The organism is Streptomyces sp. NPDC050388, from assembly GCF_040655635.1.
Classification (GTDB): domain Bacteria; phylum Actinomycetota; class Actinomycetes; order Streptomycetales; family Streptomycetaceae; genus Streptomyces.
Genome location: NZ_JBFAKH010000001.1, coordinates 135,818 through 152,330 on the forward strand (window position 1 = coordinate 135,818; position 16,513 = coordinate 152,330).

15 protein-coding genes and 1 pseudogene are annotated in these 16,513 nt (G+C 71.4%); 1 reads left to right on the forward strand and 15 read right to left on the reverse strand.

The features are described 5' to 3' along the window. Positions 1 to 208: 208 nt before the first annotated feature. The 5 genes from era to AB0I73_RS00645 all read right to left on the reverse strand — a co-directional run bounded on the left by era (position 209) and on the right by AB0I73_RS00645 (position 3,748). Positions 209 to 1,162: a GTPase Era gene (era, locus tag AB0I73_RS00625; RefSeq protein WP_181383374.1), complete on the reverse strand. Its 954-nt coding sequence runs from the start codon at positions 1,160 to 1,162 to the stop codon at positions 209 to 211. 139 nt (positions 1,163 to 1,301) lie between these two features. Next, positions 1,302 to 1,778, reverse strand: coding sequence for a hypothetical protein (locus AB0I73_RS00630; protein ID WP_363032301.1), 477 nt, complete (start codon positions 1,776 to 1,778; stop codon positions 1,302 to 1,304). A gap of 191 nt (positions 1,779 to 1,969) precedes the next feature. Continuing rightward, on the reverse strand, positions 1,970 to 2,323 hold the full coding sequence (locus AB0I73_RS00635) for a cytidine deaminase (RefSeq protein ID WP_363032303.1): 354 nt from the start codon (positions 2,321 to 2,323) through the stop codon (positions 1,970 to 1,972). A 104-nt stretch (positions 2,324 to 2,427) separates the two neighbouring features. Beyond that, positions 2,428 to 2,868, reverse strand: coding sequence for a DUF397 domain-containing protein (locus AB0I73_RS00640; protein ID WP_363032305.1), 441 nt, complete (start codon positions 2,866 to 2,868; stop codon positions 2,428 to 2,430). After that, positions 2,840 to 3,748 (reverse strand): helix-turn-helix transcriptional regulator, encoded by a 909-nt coding sequence (locus tag AB0I73_RS00645; RefSeq protein WP_363032307.1) that lies wholly within the window; start codon positions 3,746 to 3,748, stop codon positions 2,840 to 2,842. Before AB0I73_RS00645 ends, AB0I73_RS00640 begins: the two co-directional genes overlap by 29 nt. 437 nt (positions 3,749 to 4,185) lie before the next feature. On the opposite strand from AB0I73_RS00645, the gene AB0I73_RS00650 reads away from it, so the two are divergent. Beyond that, positions 4,186 to 4,320, forward strand: a complete 135-nt coding sequence (locus AB0I73_RS00650; protein WP_363032309.1) for a hypothetical protein — start codon at positions 4,186 to 4,188, stop codon at positions 4,318 to 4,320. A gap of 203 nt (positions 4,321 to 4,523) precedes the next feature. Here AB0I73_RS00650 and AB0I73_RS00655 read toward each other — a convergent pair. From AB0I73_RS00655 to AB0I73_RS00700, 10 genes and pseudogenes are all read right to left on the reverse strand, one after another. After that, positions 4,524 to 4,913 (reverse strand): annotated as a pseudogene (locus AB0I73_RS00655) (MmcQ/YjbR family DNA-binding protein). Beyond that, positions 4,910 to 6,238, reverse strand: coding sequence for a hemolysin family protein (locus AB0I73_RS00660; RefSeq protein WP_363032311.1), 1,329 nt, complete (start codon positions 6,236 to 6,238; stop codon positions 4,910 to 4,912). Before AB0I73_RS00660 ends, AB0I73_RS00655 begins: the two are co-directional and overlap by 4 nt. Further along, positions 6,235 to 6,732 carry an rRNA maturation RNase YbeY gene (gene ybeY, locus AB0I73_RS00665; protein ID WP_363032313.1) on the reverse strand — a complete coding sequence of 166 codons (498 nt, stop codon included), beginning with the start codon at positions 6,730 to 6,732 and terminating at the stop codon, positions 6,235 to 6,237. Before ybeY ends, AB0I73_RS00660 begins: the two co-directional genes overlap by 4 nt. A gap of 12 nt (positions 6,733 to 6,744) precedes the next feature. Further along, positions 6,745 to 7,818: a PhoH family protein gene (locus AB0I73_RS00670; RefSeq protein ID WP_363032315.1), complete on the reverse strand. Its 1,074-nt coding sequence runs from the start codon at positions 7,816 to 7,818 to the stop codon at positions 6,745 to 6,747. 162 nt (positions 7,819 to 7,980) lie between these two features. After that, positions 7,981 to 9,147, reverse strand: coding sequence for a PfkB family carbohydrate kinase (locus AB0I73_RS00675; protein ID WP_363032591.1), 1,167 nt, complete (start codon positions 9,145 to 9,147; stop codon positions 7,981 to 7,983). Between the two features lie 161 nt (positions 9,148 to 9,308). Further along, positions 9,309 to 10,616, reverse strand: a complete 1,308-nt coding sequence (locus tag AB0I73_RS00680) for a glucarate dehydratase family protein (protein ID WP_363032317.1) — start codon at positions 10,614 to 10,616, stop codon at positions 9,309 to 9,311. 225 nt (positions 10,617 to 10,841) lie between these two features. Further along, a complete protein-coding gene (locus AB0I73_RS00685) occupies positions 10,842 to 11,834 on the reverse strand; it encodes an adenosine deaminase (RefSeq protein ID WP_363032319.1) in 993 nt (330 codons plus the stop codon). Between the two features lie 20 nt (positions 11,835 to 11,854). Further along, complete coding sequence (locus tag AB0I73_RS00690) at positions 11,855 to 12,760, reverse strand: ribonuclease Z (RefSeq protein WP_363032321.1); 906 nt, start codon at positions 12,758 to 12,760, stop codon at positions 11,855 to 11,857. A gap of 8 nt (positions 12,761 to 12,768) precedes the next feature. Further along, complete coding sequence (locus tag AB0I73_RS00695) at positions 12,769 to 13,122, reverse strand: HIT domain-containing protein (RefSeq protein WP_363032323.1); 354 nt, start codon at positions 13,120 to 13,122, stop codon at positions 12,769 to 12,771. A 57-nt stretch (positions 13,123 to 13,179) separates the two neighbouring features. Next, complete coding sequence (locus AB0I73_RS00700; protein ID WP_363032325.1) at positions 13,180 to 16,494, reverse strand: S41 family peptidase; 3,315 nt, start codon at positions 16,492 to 16,494, stop codon at positions 13,180 to 13,182. Positions 16,495 to 16,513 lie beyond the last annotated feature (19 nt).

The following is a 16,513-nucleotide window of genomic DNA, read 5'->3' on the forward strand; positions in this document are numbered from 1 at the left end:
ACTCGCCGAAACACCCACCCGCATCAGAACCCCAGCCGCCGCAACTGCTTCGGATCCCGCTGCCAGTCCTTGGCGACCTTCACATGCAGGTCCAGGCTGCATCGACATGCGGCTACCGCCGCGCGGCGGGGTCCCGAGGAAGGCCTCGATCTGCTTACGGGACTTGATGCCGACGTCCCTCAGGCACTCGCCGAAACACCCACCCGCATCAGAACCCCAGCCGCCGCAACTGCTTCGGATCCCGCTGCCAGTCCTTGGCGACCTTCACATGCAGGTCCAGGAACACCGGGGTCCCGAGGAGGGCCTCGATCTGCTTGCGGGACTTGATGCCGACGTCCTTCAGACGCTTGCCCTTGGGGCCGATGACAATGCCCTTCTGGCTGGTGCGCTCGATGAACAGGTTGGCGTGGATGTCCAGGAGGGGCTTGTCGGCGGGGCGGTCCTCGCGGGGCAGCATCTCCTCCACGACCACGGCGATGGAGTGGGGCAGCTCGTCGCGGACTCCCTCCAGGGCGGCCTCGCGGATCAGCTCCGCCACCATGACCTGCTCGGGCTCGTCCGTCAGGTCGCCCTCGGGGTAGAGGGCGGGGCCCTCGGGCATCAGCGGGATCAGCAGGTCGGCCAGCAGGTCGACCTGCTTGTCCGTGGTCGCCGACACCGGGACGATCTCCGCCCAGGTGATGCCCAGCTCCTGGCCCAGCCGGTCGACGGCGATGAGCTGCTCGGCCAGGGTCTTGTTGTCCACCAGGTCGGTCTTGGTGACGATGGCGACCTTCGGGGTCTTCTTGATCCCGGCCAGTTCCTTGGCGATGAAGCGGTCGCCGGGGCCGATCTTCTGGTCCGCGGGAAGGCAGAAGCCGATCACGTCGACCTCGGCCCAGGTGGTGCGGACCACGTCGTTCAGCCGCTCGCCGAGCAGCGTGCGCGGCTTGTGCAGGCCGGGGGTGTCGACGAGGATCAGCTGCGCCTCGGGGCGGTGGACGATGCCGCGCACGGTGTGCCGGGTCGTCTGCGGCCGGTTGGAGGTGATCGCCACCTTCTGCCCGACCAGAGCGTTCGTGAGGGTGGACTTGCCCGCGTTGGGGCGGCCCACGAAGCAGGCGAAGCCGGCCCGGTGGACAGCTTCGGCGGGCTGCTCGGATGACTGGGTACGAACACTCATGCCGCCCATTCTCCCTGATCGCCAAGGCCCCGCCGTACCACCCGCCCGCACCGGTCCGGACACCCCACCGGTCCGGACACCCGATGGGGCGCCCGGACCGGTGAGGACTGGGGAGCAGGGACCGGGGAGCGGCCGGGGATCAGTCGAAGACGAACGGACCCGGTGACTGCGGTCCGCCGGCCGTGCACGTGATGGTGATGAAGCCGAACGCGGTCACCTTCAGCGTGCCGCCGAACGCCTCCAGGCTGTCGCCGGACGCCACGGTCCCGGAGAGCGGACCGACCTCGAGGGCGTCCCCGGTCGCCATGGCCGGGTTCTTGGTGCCCTTGAAGACGGTGGTGCCGCCGCCGGCCTTGACCAGGGTGAGCTGCGAGACGAGCGAGTCCTTGCTGATCGCGAGGGGCGCGGTGACCGCGGAGGTGTTGATGGTGACGGTGGCGGACGTGCCGCTCTGGGTGGCCGTGAGGGTGGCGGCACCACCGCCCCAGCTTCCGCAGTCGGCGTTGACGGTCGCCGTCCCGGGGGCGACGGCGGCGGCGGAGGGGGCGAAGGCGAGCCCGCAGGCCGCCACGGCGGCGACCAGAAACGCGCCGGTGCCGATTCGTGTGCCTCTCATGGAGTCCGGTTCCCTTTCCGTGGGGGGAAGTGCTCGGGCAGGTGGGAGCGGTGACGCTGCACGAGACGAAGGGGTCCGACGGACCGGGTCTGACGGCCCGTCGGATTCGACGGTTCCATTGATGCGCGGAGGGCGAGGCGACGACAAGGTGGAAATCCGGCCTATTTACCGCCGGTAACACCCCGCGGGGATCAGCCTGCGGCGAGCGTCTCCCGGACCGTCCCGTCCGGGCCGGCCAGCAGCACCGGGGTCCCGGGACCGCCGAGGTCCCGTACCGCCGCGAGGTCCGCGGCCGGCACCGACTCCTCCGTCGTCACCACGGCCGCCGCCTCCAACGACTTCGCCCCGGACGCCACCGCCATCGCCACCGCCGTCTGCAGGGCGGTCAGCCGCAGGGACTCCAGGGCCACGGTCCCCGCGACGTAGGTCCGCCCGTTCTCATCCCGTACGGCGGCCCCCTCGGGCACACCGTTACGAGCGCGGGCGGAGCGGGCCAGAGTGACGATCTTGCGGTCCTCGGGGTCGAGGGCGGAGGGCTCGGTCATGAGCCGAGCATACGCAGTCACCGGCCCGTCACCGCCCTGCGGGCTCATCGTCCTGCCGCCGGCGACGCCCGCCCTCACCGCGGGCGGGCCGCGGTCGTGGCCCGCTACGACGACGGAGCCGACGGCTCCGAACTCTTCACCAGGCCCAGGAACCGGTGCCAGGCCTCGGCTCGAACGGCCAGTACCGACCCGTGCGGACGCGTCGAATGGCGCACCAGCACGGCCTGGCCCGTCCAGGCGACCTCCACGCAGGTCCCTTCCGCTCCATCGCTCGCGCTGCTTTTACGCCACGCCCATGAGCCGCCCACGCTTCTCCTCCACCCCGGGTGCGGAAGGCCAGCCGTCGATGTCACGGGCGTGAGACGAGGAGTGGGATTCCAGGTCGGTCGGCCCCCCGTGCGGCTGATGCGAGGATACGCAGCACCTACTCCAGAATAAGGGGCCGCCGAACGAATATGAACGAGCGGTTTCTCGCCAAGGTCCGGACCCCTGCGGCGGGTCGGCGAAACGGCGCGGTCACTCCTGTGCGGACAGCACGGAGTCACCGATCAGCAGCTCCAGGTCGTCCCGGCCGTCCTCCAGGCGGGCGGCGAGGGACCGCAGCAGGGTTTCCACGTCGTCCTTGATGGCGAGGTCCTCCAGCTCCCAGAACCGCTCCAGGTAACGGCCCGTCTCCTCAGGGGAGTTGGTGATGTACGTGTCACCCCGTGGATTCTCCAGATACAACGAGTCCGGCATCTCGTCCGCCTCGAACTCGAAGTGGCTGAAGGGACCCTGGATGCCGGCGTGGGCGCCGACGGTGAACGGGAGGATCTGGATGGTGATGCCCGGCCTGGCCGCCAGCTCGGCGAGGCGCTCCAACTGGGCGCGCATCACCCCGCGCCCGCCGACATGGCGCCGCACGACCCCCTCGTCGAGGATGTAGAAGAGCTCCCTGTCGCCCGACATGAGCGTTTCCTGACGTGCGATCCGCAGTTCCACACCGCGCTCGAGGCGCTCTTCGGAGATGTTCTTGTCGTACGAACGCATGATGGCCCGCGCGTACTCCTCGGTCTGCAGCGGGCCCGGCAGCAGGAGGGCACCGTAGTGCCTGATGGCCGAGGCCGCGGACTCCAGGGCGAGGAACTGGAGGAACTCCTTGCTGTACAGGTCGCGGTACTCGCTGTAGGGCATCCGCCGACTGCCGCGGGCGAGACTGAGCAGGTCGTCGATCTTTCGCCGGTCCTTGATGCCGTACGCGTCAAGCAGGGGCCGCAGGTCGTTGACCGAGATCCCCACTTCACCGGCCTCGATGCGGATCAGCTTGGAGGGGCTCCACTCCATCTTCTCGGCGACCTGCCGCTGCGTGAGGCTCGCGGCGGTGCGCGCTTTGCGGAGTTCGGTGCGGAGCCGCAAGCGCTGAAGGGCTGCACTTGGCACCGTCATGATGGCTCTCCCTCGAAGTGAACCTCGCACGATGCAACATAGCAGACAAGTAGATTACTCATCGTACCTTCCCCATCGACTGTTCAGACCTCCATCGAAGCCCTGTCCGCGCAGGTCGGCCACTTTTGATCCCCTACAAGGATGGCCAACCGGAGATGTCGGAAAGCTATATAGCAGAAAGAAGTGTGCAGAAGGCAGGCTCCATAGATGAGAGGTCGTTTCGCGAGCTTGCTGTAAGCATCTACCCAGGTGGCCATGTCCAGGCTACGCTGGACTCCACTGGCGGTATGCGCAACACGCTTGGCCAGCAAGGGAGGTTCGGAAGGACGGACCGAAGTTGACGCCGGCTCATCGATCGGGCTCTCGCCCACTGGTCACGAACGTCACGGAGCACCGCGGTCTCCGTGAACAAGGGACCAGGAAGGAGAAACAGCCCCATGGCCGAAGAGGAGCCGGAGGGGCGTCGCACCACCCGCACGTGGGCGGAGAGGGTGGCCCTGGTGGCACCCGTGCTCAACCTGATCCTCGCGATTCAGAAGATCGTCGAGGAGTGGGTGCTTCCCCACGTGTAACGGACGTGGCCCCGGTCGTGAGACCGGAGCCACGTGAGGCGGACGCCAACGCAAGGGGTTCCACTCCGTGTTTGCTTGGCCGGCAGCCCGGAGTGGGACCATTTCGGTTCCGCCAACTCTCTATTCTGCCGTTCCTTTCCCGGCATGGCGAGCCCGTGGGGGCAGGTTCGTAGTCGCAGCGGAGCCCGCGCAGGCGCGTTCCCTCAGGGCCGGTCGAGCCGGAGCCGCTCCGCGCGCGGCAGGCCGGCGACGACCAGGTCGTAGGAGCCTCGACCAGCTCCCGGGCCAGCCCGTCCGGGAGACCGCCGTCGACGGTCACCGTGTTCCAGTGCCGTTCGGGGGGTCTGGGGGTTCCCCCCGAAGAGCACAGCAGGTGCCGGCCCGGGACGATCAGGCCGGGGTGCTCGGCGCGGAGCCGGACCGCGTCCTCCGGGTCGCACTTGAGGCTGACCGCCGGGGGGCCGCTCGTCCAGGGCCGTCGGTGCGAAGAGCTTGCCCAGGACCTTGAAGACCGAGGTCTCCGGGTTGAACGGGAAGTCCTCCACGACGGCGTCGAAGGAGAGGCAGAGGGCACGCAGGTCCTCCGGGGTCACCGCGTCGGCTCCTCCTCGATCCGGGACGGGTCCACCGGCTCCCCCGGGTCCCCCGGCGCAACCGGCTCCACCAGCACGGTGACGATCTTGTTGCGGCGGCCGGCCGCCGCCTCCGCCGTCAGCCGCAGCCGGCGCTCGTCGGGCAGGCCGACCACGGCGGACGCACCCGCGATCGGCACCCGGCCGAGCAGCTTGGCGAGCAGTCCGCCGACGGTCTCCACGTCCTCGTCGTCGTACTCCTCCAGGCCGTACAGCTCGCCGAGGTCGGTGATGTCGAGGCGGGCGGTGACCCGGTAGCGGTCCTCGCCCAGCTCCTCCACCGGCGCGATCTCCCGGTCGTACTCGTCGGTGATCTCGCCGACGATCTCCTCGAGGATGTCCTCGATGGTGACGATGCCGGCGGTGCCGCCGTACTCGTCGATGACGACGGCGACGTGGTTGCGGTCCTTCTGCATCTCGCGCAGCAGATCGCCGGCGTTCTTGGTGTCGGGCACGAAGAACGCCGGCCGCATCGCCGTGGCCACCAGCTCGCCCTCCGCGTCCCGGCTGATGTGCGTCTTGCGGGCCAGGTCCTTCAGATACACGATGCCGACGATGTCGTCCTCGCTCTCGCCGGTCACCGGCATCCGGGAGAAACCGGAGCGCAGGGCGAGGGTGAGGGTCTGGCGGATGGTCTTGTAGCGCTCGACCATCACCAGGTCCGTACGCGGGACCATGACCTCACGGACCAGGGTGTCCCCCAGTTCGAAGACCGAGTGCACCATGCGGCGCTCCTCGTCCTCGATCAGCGACTCCTGCTCCGCGAGGTCAACCAGCGCGCGCAGTTCCGCCTCGGAGGCGAAGGGACCGCGCCGGAAGCCCTTGCCGGGGGTGAACGCGTTGCCGATGAGGATCAGCAGGGACGGGATCGGCCCCATGATCCTGGCCAGCGGCAGCAGGACGTACGCCGCCGCCGTGGCCGTGTTCATCGGGTGCTGGCGGCCGATGGTGCGCGGGGAGACGCCGACGGCGACGTAGGAGACGAGGACCATGACCGCGATGGCGACCAGCAGGGCCTCGGCGGTGCCGTCGAACTGCCGGAGGCAGGCGTAGGTGACCAGCGCGGCGGCGGCCATCTCGCAGCCGACGCGGACCAGCAGCGCCACGTTGAGGTAGCGGGTGGGGTCGGCGGCGAGCCTGGCGAGCTTCGCGCTGCCCCGGCGGCCGGAGCGCACGGCCTCCTCGGCGCGGAAGCCGGAGACGCGCGCGATGCCCGTCTCCGCGCAGGCGAACAGCCAGGCCACGACGATCAGGGCGACCGCGCCGAGGACGAGCCCGGGGCTCATGACACGGTCGGGGCGGGGGACGGGCCGGTCATGCCCTTCTCCGCGCGCCAGCCGTCCACGATGGCGGCCTGCAGGCCGAACATCTCGGCCTTCTCGTCGGGCTCCTCGTGGTCGTAGCCCAGCAGGTGCAGCACACCGTGGACGGTGAGCAGTTGCAGCTCCTCGTCCATGGTGTGCCGCGTCGGCGCCTCGGCGCCCTGCCGGGCGGCGACCTCGGGACACAGCACGATGTCGCCGAGCAGGCCCTGCGGGGGCTCGTCACCGTCCTTGGACGGCGGCCGCAACTCGTCCATCGGGAACGACATCACGTCCGTCGGGCCGGGCAGGTCCATCCACTGGATGTGGAGCTGTTCCATCGCTCCGGAGTCCACGACGATCACCGAGAGCTCGGAGAGCGGGTGGATGCGCATCCGCGCGAGCGCGTAGCGGGCGATGTCGAGGATCGCCCGCTCGTCGACCTCGGTTCCGGACTCGTTGTTGACGTCGATCGACATCTGCTGCTCGGTCTACTTCCCCTTGTGCCCGGACTTGCCCCGGCCGCCGCTCTTGTGCGTGCCGTTCTGGGTGCCGTGCTCGTTGTCGTACTGCTCGTACGCGTCGACGATACGGCCCACCAGCCGGTGGCGTACGACGTCGTGCGACGACAGCCGGGAGAAGTGGACGTCCTCGACGCCCTCCAGGATGTCCTGCACCTGGCGCAGGCCGGACTTGGTCCCGCTCGGCAGGTCGACCTGGGTGACGTCACCCGTGATCACTATCTTCGAGTCGAAGCCGAGCCGGGTGAGGAACATCTTCATCTGCTCGGGGCTGGTGTTCTGCGCCTCGTCCAGGATGATGAAGGCGTCGTTGAGCGTCCGGCCGCGCATGTACGCCAGCGGGGCGACCTCGATCGTGCCCGCCGCCATCAGGCGCGGGATGGAGTCGGGGTCGAGCATGTCGTGCAGGGCGTCGTAGAGCGGGCGCAGGTACGGGTCGATCTTCTCGTAGAGGGTGCCGGGCAGGAAGCCCAGGCGCTCTCCGGCCTCGACCGCGGGTCGGGTCAGGATGATGCGGTTGACCTGCTTGGACTGCAGGGCCTGCACCGCCTTGGCCATGGCGAGATAGGTCTTGCCGGTACCGGCGGGGCCGATGCCGAAGACGACGGTGTGCTTGTCGATCGCGTCCACATAGCGCTTCTGGTTGAGCGTCTTGGGACGGATCGTGCGGCCGCGCGAGGACAGGATGTTCTGTGTGAGCACCTGGGCCGGGGTCTCCTGGCCGTCGCTCTCCCCGTTCTCGCTCGCCTTCAGCATGGCGATCGAGCGTTCCACCGCGTCCTCCGTCATCGGTTGCCCGGTGCGCAGCACCAGCATCATCTCGTCGAAAACGCGCGAGACGAGGGCAACCTCCGCGGCATCGCCGACCGCGCTGATCTCATTGCCCCGGACATGGATGTCGGCCCCCGGGAAGGCCTTCTCGATCACGCGCAGGAGGGAGTCGCCGGAACCCAGCACGGTCACCATGGGGTGTTTGGCCGGGACGGTGAACTGCACTCTCGCCTGTTCCTGCGCGGGGGTCTGAGCTGTGGGTGTCTGAGTCATGGGCCGGCGCTGAAGGCCTGCGATTCCTCCTCGTCAGGGCCGCGCAACTGAGGGCGGCCTCGCGCCTCCCAGGGTACGACGCGGGGGTGACAACCCCGTAGACCTTTTCCCAGCGGGGCGGTTGCGGACCGGTGGGCAGGAGGTGACGGCCGGGGGCGCGGGTCAGGTGGACCGGCCGAAGCCGATGGTGGGGACCGCTCTGCGGAGGGGCCAGGGGCGGATCAGGCCGTCGGGGATCAGGTCGTCGAGGAACGCGTACCGGCTCAGGGCGGCCGGGTCCTGGCCCTCGACGGACTGGACCTCCCGCCACCAGGCCGCGATCTCCGACCAGCCGGGCGCCGACAGGGAGCCGCCGAACTCCTGGACGGAGAGGGCCGCGGTCAGGCCGGCGAAGCCGAGGCGGTCGGCGAGCGGCCAGCCGGCCAGGCTGCCGGTGACGAAGCCCGCCACGAAGACGTCGCCCGCGCCGGTCGGGTCGAGGGCCTCCACGGCGATGGCGGGCACCTCGGCGCTCTCCCCGGTGCGCCGGTCCACGGCGTACGCCCCGTCCGCGCCGAGGGTGACCACCGCGACCGGCACGTACTCGGTGAGGGCGTGCGCGGCGGCGCGGGGGCAGTCGGTGCCGGTGTAGCGCATGGCCTCCTCGGCGTTCGGCAGGAACGCCTCGCAGTGCCGCAGGTCGGGCAGTGCGGCGAGGTCCCACAGGCCGGTGTCGTCCCAGCCGACGTCACCGAAGATCCTGGTTCCCTGCCGCGCGGCGCGGGCGATCCAGGGTTCGCTGCGGCCCGGGGCGAGGGAGGCGACCGCGCCACGCGCGCGGGGCGGGCAGGGCGACAGGTCCGCGCCGGGCGGGAGCAGCTTGCCGCTGCTGGAGGCCGACCGGTGGGAGGGGTCCTCCGGGGGTGGTTCGTGGCCGTGGGTGACCATGGTGCGCTCCCCCTCGTAGGCCATGGAGACGGTGACCGGGGAGTGCCAGCCGGGCACGGTGCGCGACGCGGAGAGGTCGATGGCCTCGCCCTGCTCCAGGGCGTCCCAGCAGTACTCCCCGTAGTGGTCGTCGCCGAAGGCCGCCGCGAGGGAGGTGCGCAGGCCGAGGCGGGCGAGGGCGGTGGCCATGTTGGCGACGCCGCCGGGGCTCGACCCCATCCCGCGCGCCCAGGACTCGGTCCCGCGCACCGGGGCGGAGTCGAGCCCGGTGAAGACGATGTCGAGGAAGACGGTGCCGGTGAGGTGGACGTCCCAGGGCGGGTCGCCGGGTGTGCGCAGCGCGGCGAGCGGGTCGACGTGGGGCACGCCGTGCGCCCCCGCCGGGACGCCACTGTGGCCGATGACACCCCGGGGGGCGCTGTCGGTGACTCCCTCTCCGGCTGACGTGGTGGACGTGGTGGACGCCTTCACGGTGCGCTCCCTGGCCTGGTGCGGTTCTGGCCAGTGTGCACCAATCCACCGACAACACTGACGACGCGCCGTCCGTCACGGCCGGGGACGCCTCACCAGCGGGGCACCGCCGGGGCGACCCACGCGGGGTCGGTGACCCGCATGGCCGCCGCGTCGTCGCGGTCGCGGAGCGCGCCGTCGTCCGCCAGCCACCGCCGGTGCAGGGCGGCGAGCCGGTCGTGGTCGAGGGTGACGCCGAGACCGGGGGCGTCGGACACCCGCACGGTGCCGTCCTCGAAGGGGAGGCGTTCGGTGAGCACGTCCTCGGACTGCCACGGGTAGTGGGAGTCGCAGGCGTGGTGCAGGTTCGGCACGGTGGCCGCGACGTGGGTCATCGCGGCGAGGCTGATGCCCAGGTGGGTGTTGGAGTGCATGGAGACGCCCACGCCGAAGGTGCGGCAGACGGCGGCCAGGTGCAGCGTGTTGCGCAGTCCGCCCCAGTAGTGGTGGTCGGAGAGGACGACCTGGACGGCGTCCGTGGTGAACGCCTCCTTGATCTCGGGGAAGGTCGTCACGCACATGTTGGTGGCGAGCGGCACTCCGGTGCGCGCGGCGACCTCGGCCATGGCGGGGGTGCCGAGCGTCGGGTCCTCCAGGTACTCCAGGAGCCCGCCGACCTCCTCGGCCACCCGGACCGAGGTCTCGACGGACCAGGCGCCGTTGGGGTCGAGCCGCAACGGGTGGCCGGGGAAGGCCTCGGCGAGGGCGCGGACGGCGGCGATCTCCTCCTCGGGCGGGAAGACGCCGCCCTTGAGCTTGAACGAGGTGAAGCCGTACCGCTCCTTGAAGGCACGGGCCTGCGCGACGACGCCGGCCGGGTCCAGGGCGGCACCCCAGTCGTCCTTCTCGGCGGGGACGCCCTCGGGGTGGTCGGCGTACCGGTAGAAGAGGTACGCGCTGTACTCCACGGCGTCGCGGACCTTGCCGCCGAGCAGGGCGTGCACGGGCAGTCCGAGCGCCTTGCCGAGGGCGTCGAGGCAGGCGACCTCGAAGGCGGAGGCGATGGACAGCCGCAGCTTGTCGGCGGTCTGCACGCCGCGCAGCCCGCCGACGTCGACGGCGTTCTCCACCCGGGAGGCCGCCACGGAGACCGCGTCCAGGTACATGAAGAGGCCGTTCACATCCGTGATCTGGCGTCCCTCCAGCTGTTCGGCAAAGGGGTGGGCGATCTCCAGGTACTCGGTGTCGCCGTAGGTCTCCCCCACGCCGGTGGTCCCGTCCGCCGTGACGATCTCGACGACCAGCCGGGGCGTGTACGGCTGGTGCACTCCCTGGGTGTTCAGCAGCGGCGGGTCGGCGACCAGGATCGGCGTGAGCCGTACCTCGGTGACGGTCAGGTCGCGGGTGGTCGGCACGGTCACGGGGCAGCTCCTACGAGGTCCAGGCCGGTGGCGGGCGAGGCCTTGCGGTCGGCGGGGCCGACGGCCGGAGGACGCCGCCCCCGTTCCCGTGCCGAGGCCCACCCGCGCTGTCTCCCCGCACGAACGTCATTCAGGCATGGGAACAGAGGTCAAATAGGCGAACAGGGGCCGCCAATGAGACGGGGACGACGTGCTCGGCGCCGGGAACTGCGGGAACTGCGGGAACTACGGGAAAACGTAGGCCTCCACCTCGGCGAGGTAGCGCGCCCGGCGCTCCTCGTCGTCGTCCAGGAACGCGGCGAGGAAGGAGTTGCGGGCCAGTTCGCGCAGCCGCTCCGGGCCGAGGCCGAGCGTGTCGCGCACCGCGTCGAAGTTGTCCCCGGCGTAGCCGCCGAAGTAGGCGGGGTCGTCGGAGTTCACCGTGCACAGCAGGCCGGCGTCGAGCATCGCGGGCAGCGGGTGGTCGGCGAGGGTGTCCACGGTGCGCAGCCGGACGTTGGACAGCGGGCACAGGGTCAGCGGAACGCGGTCCCGCACCAGCCGCTCCACCAGCGCCGGGTCCTCCATGCAGCGCAGTCCGTGATCGACGCGTTCGACGCCGAGGACGTCCAGCGCCTCGGTGATGTACTCCGGCGGTCCCTCCTCACCGGCGTGCGCCACCCGCCGCAGTCCGAGCGCGGCGGCCGCCTCGTACACCTCGCGGAACTTCGCCGGCGGGTGTCCGACCTCGGCCGAGTCGAGGCCGACACCGGTGATCCGGTCCAGGTGGGGCTTGGCTGCGTCCAGGGCCGCCAGGGCCGACTCGGCGGACTCGTCCCGCAGGAAGCACATGATCAGCCGGGTCGAGACGCCGTGCGTCCGCTCCCCGCGTTCCAGGGCCCGCCACAGCCCGTCGACCACCGTGTCCATGGCGACACCCCGGGCCAGATGGGCCTGCGGGTCGAAGAAGATCTCCGCGTGCCGCACGCCCTGGGCGGCGGCGCGGGCCAGGTAGGCGTCGGCGAGGTCCTCGAAGTCCTGCTCGGTGCGCAGCACCGCCATGAGTTCGTAGTACAGGTTCAGGAACGACTGGAGGTCCTCGAACCGGTACGCCTCGCGCAGGGCGTCGGTGTCGGCGTAGGGCAGTTCGACGCCGTTGCGTGCGGCGAGGGCGAAGGCGAGCTCGGGCTCGAGGGTGCCTTCGATGTGAAGGTGCAGTTCGGCTTTGGGTACGGGCATCGAAATATCGTACGGCGATCTCACCGGCGCTTGGGGAGCGGTACCCGCAGCAGGTCACGCGCCACGGTCAGTTCCCCCTCGTACCCGGCGGCCCGCGCCTGCCGTTCGAACTCCTCCGGGTCGCCGTAGCGCTGGCTGAAGTGGGTGAGCACCAGGTGCCGCACGCCCGCGTCCCGCGCCACCCGGGCCGCCTGGCCGGCCGTCAGATGGCCGTGCTCGACGGCGAGTTCCTCGTCCTCGTCGAGGAACGTGGACTCGATGACGAGCAGGTCGCAGCCCTCGGCCAGCGCGTACACCCCCGCACAGAGCCGGGTGTCCATGACGAACGCGAACCGCTGGCCGCGCCGCACCTCGCTCACGTCCTCCAGCGGGACCCCGTCGAGCGTGCCCTCGCGCTGGATGCGGCCGACGTCCGGGCCCTTGATGCCGTGCGCGGCGAGCCGGTCGGGCAGCATCCGCCGGCCGTCGGGTTCGACCAGCCGGTAGCCGTACGACTCCACGGGGTGCGACAGTTTCCGCGCTTCCAGGGTGTACCCGGCGGTGCGGGCGAGCGGGCCGTCGGCGCCGACCGGTGCCTCGGTGATGCCGACCGTCTCACGGTAGGCGGTGGCGTAGCGCAGCCGGTCGAAGAAGCGCTGCCCGGAGCCCGGGTAGTGGGCGGTGACCGGGTGCGGCACCCGGTCAAGGTTGATGCGCTGGATCACTCCGGCGAGGCCGAGCGAGTGGTCGCCGTGGAAGTGGGTGACGCAGATCCGGTTCAGGTCGTGCGCGGCGACCCCGGCTCGCAGCATCTGGCGCTGGGTGCCCTCGCCGGGGTCGAACAGGATGCCCTCACCGTCCCAGCGCAGCAGGTAGCCGTTGTGGTTGCGATGGCGGGTGGGGACCTGGCTGGCGGTGCCGAGCACCACCAGTTCGCGTACGGACAAGGAGTCGCCTATCCGGGGGGCCACTCGAGACCGCGGCCGCCCAGGACATGGGCGTGCGCGTGCCAGACGGTCTGTCCGGCACCGCTGCCGGTGTTGAAGACGATGCGGTGGCTCTCCAGTTGCTCCTGGTCCGCGACGGCCTGGGCCTCCCGCAGGACGTCCGCCGCGACCTCGGGAGCGGCCACGGCCAGGGCCGCCGCGTCCTTGTGGTGCGCCTTGGGAATGACCAGGACGTGCGTCGGCGCCTGCGGGTTTATGTCGCGGAACGCGACGGTCGTCTCCGTCTCGCGGACGATCGTCGACGGAACCTGCCCGGCGACGATCTTGCAGAACAGACAGTCGTCCTGCGGTTCCCCTGCCATGGGTGTGCCTCCTCGCCCGGTTGATCGCCTACCCGGGCATCGTATCCGTCCCGGCCGTCAGGAAAGGGACGGCGGCTGTTTCGCGGGGTTCTCCTCCAGGGCCGCCAGCGCCAGCCGGACCGCCTCGTCCAGCTGCGCGTCCCGCCCCGCCGCATGGTCCTGCGGGCGCTGCACCACCTCGACGTCCGGGTCCACGCCGTGGTTCTCCACGCCCCAGCCGTACCCCTCCAGCCAGAAGGCGTACTTGGGCTGGGTGACGAGGGTGCCGTCGACGAGCCGGTAGCGGCTGTCGATGCCGATGACGCCGCCCCAGGTGCGGGTGCCGACGACCGGGCCGATACCGAGCGCCTTGATCGCCGCGTTGACGATGTCGCCGTCGGAGCCGGAGAACTCGTTGGCGACGGCGACGACGGGACCGCGCGGCGCGTCCTGCGGGTAGCTGTCCGCACGCATGCCGCGCGGCAGGCCCCAGCCGACGATCCGCCGGGCCAGCTTCTCGACGACGAGCTGGGAGGTGTGCCCGCCGCGGTTCTCCCGGACGTCCACGATCAGGCCTTCGCGGGTCACCTCGACCCGCAGGTCGCGGTGGATCTGGGCCCAGCCGGGGGCCTGCATGTCGGGCACGTGGATGTAGCCGAGCCGGCCACCGGACAGTTCGTGGACGTGGGCCCGGCGGTCGGCGACCCAGGCGTGGTAGCGCAGCGGCTCCTCGTCGGCGACGGGGACGACGACCGCGTGCCGCGGGTCCCCGCCGCCGGCCGGGGAGACGGTCAGCTCGACCGGTTTGCCCGCGGTGCCGACCAGCAGCGGCGCCGGTCCGGTTACCGGGTCGACCGGCTGTCCGGCCACGGCGACGATGGCGTCACCGATGCGGATCGCGACGCCGGGCGCGGCCAGCGGGGAGCGGCCCTGCGGGTCGGAGGTCTCCGCGGGGAGGATCCGGTCGACGCGCCACCTGCCGTCCTCATGACGGGAGATGTCCGCGCCGAGCAGGCCCTGCCGGGCACCGCCGCCGTAGCCGCCGCTCGGTGTGACGTAGGCGTGCGAGGTGCCGAGTTCGCCCTGCACCTCCCAGAGGAGGTCGACCAGGTCGTCGTGGGTGGCGAGCCGGTCGAGGACGGGCCGGTAGCGGTCGAGGACGCCGCCCCAGTCGACGCCGTTCATGTCCGGCCGCCAGTAGTTGTCCCGCATGATGCGGCCGGCCTCGTCGAACATCTGCCGCCACTCGGCGGCCGGGTCGACGAACTGGCGCACCCGGTCGAGGTCGACGGTGATGTTGCCGTCGCTGTCGTCGTCGTTCGGCGCGCGCCGGTCGCTGGGGACGACCTTCAGCCGCCCGTCGGTCCACAGCAGCACCCGCTTGCCGTCGCCGCTGACCTCGAAGTGGTCCGCGTCCACGGCCAGATGCTCGATGCGCTGCTGGGCGAGGTCGTAGCGCTCCAGCTCGGTCTTGGGGTCGGGGTCGTCGGGGGTGGCCCTGGAGGCGCCGAGCACACCGCTCACCGGGTGCCGCAGCCACAGCACCCCGTCCTTGGCGGCGCGCAGGTTGGAGTAGCGGGCGGCCTCGACCGGGAACGGCACGATCCGGTCGGCCAGCCCCTCGAGGTCGATACGGGTGGTGGGGGTGCCCTCGCTGTCGGGGGTCTCGTCCCGCTCCGGCGTCTCGAAGGGACGGCCGTGCCGCTGCGGGCCGAACGGGGACGGCGTCGTCGCGGCGAGGGGGATCAGGTGCGGGCGGTCGCCCTCGACGAAGGCGAGGTCGAAGACGTGCTCGTCGTAGACGGGGTCGAAGGAGCGGGTCGACAGGAAGGCGAGGTGCTTGCCGTCGAGGGTGAACGCGGGCGCGTAGTCCTGGAAGCGCAGCGGGGTCGCCTCGGTGACCGACAGGTCGGTGGTGTTGGCGAGCCGCAGCTGGCTGAGCGGGCGGGGGCCGGGATGGGACCAGGCGAGCCAGGCGGAGTCGGGCGAGAAGGTCAGCCCGGAGACGTCGCCGTGCTCGCTGCGGTCGACCTCGCGGACCTCGCCGGTCTCCCGCTCGACGAGCAGGACCCGGCCGTCGTGCGAGGCGACCGCGGCGCGGCTGCCGTCGGGGGCCATGGCGAGGCCCAGGACGCGGCCGAGCTGTCCGGCGGCGATCCGGCGCGGGGTCGCTCCGGGGGCGAGGCCGGTGGCGGGGGCGAACTCCAGGGCGTCGTCGCCGTCGGCGTCCGTCACCCACACCACCCATTCCTCGCCGTCCGCGCGGAAGGTGCGCGGGCGGCGGGCCCGTACGCCGGGGGTGGCGGCGAGCGCGCGGGCGGGACCGGAGCGGTGGGTGACCCAGTGGACGGTGCCGCGCACGCAGACGGCGCTGCCGCGCGCGGTGTGGTCGGGGGAGGCGGAACCGAACCAGCGGGCGGCGTTCACCGGGAACGGCTGGAGGTCGACGCGCTGCCCGCCCAGCCGGATGTCGAGCCGGCGCGGTTCGGCCCCGTCCAGGTCGTCGAGGATCCACAGTTCACCGGCGCAGGAATACACGACGCGGGTGCCGTCGGTGGCGGCGTGCCGGGCGTAGAAACCCCCGAGGGGGGTGTGCCGGCGCAGGTCGGACCCGTCGGCGAGGGAGGAGTACAGCGCGCCGGTGCCCTCGTGGTCGGAGAGGAACCCGACCCTCCCCCAAGTTCTCGGCTCCTCCCCCAAGTTCTCGGCTTTGCTCGAACAGGGGGGACCCCCATGAACAGGGGGGACCCCCATCCCCACCCACAACGGGCACTCGATGTTCCCGTCGAGGTCGCCGTGCAGCCGGACGAACTCTCCTGAACCGCCGGCCGGGTCGTCGGCACCGTCGCCGGTCTCCTGCGCGATCCACAGCTTGCCCGCCGTGCCGCCCCGGTACCGCTTCCACCAGGCGGCCTCGCGGCCCATCGTCGCGGACAGCAGGACCGTGCGCGGCCCGTGGGCGACGTCGCCGACGGGGCCGTACGGCAGGGTGGTGGCGGGCCCGCCGTCGAGGGGGATCGCGCGGGCCCAGGTGCGGCGCAGACTGGCCTGGCCCTGGGTGCTGAGCGCGAGGACCTTCCCGTCCGGGGTCCAGCCGCGCACCTGGGTCTTCCCGCTCCCCCAGTACGTCAGGCGCCGACCGGGACCGCCCTCGACGGGCGCGGTGTGCACCTCGGGGGCGCCGTCACGGGTGGAGGTCCAGGCGACGGTGGTGCCGTCGGGCGAGATACGGGGGAGCGTCACCGGCACGTTGTCGGCGCTCACCCGCCAGGCCCGGCCGCCGTCGAGCGGGGCGAGCCACACGTCGTCCTCGGCGGTGAAGGCGACCAACTCGCCGTGCGGATGCGGGAACCGGAGATACGCGGCGGGGGCGACCGATGCAGACTGTGTCACTCGATCACCCTATGCACGC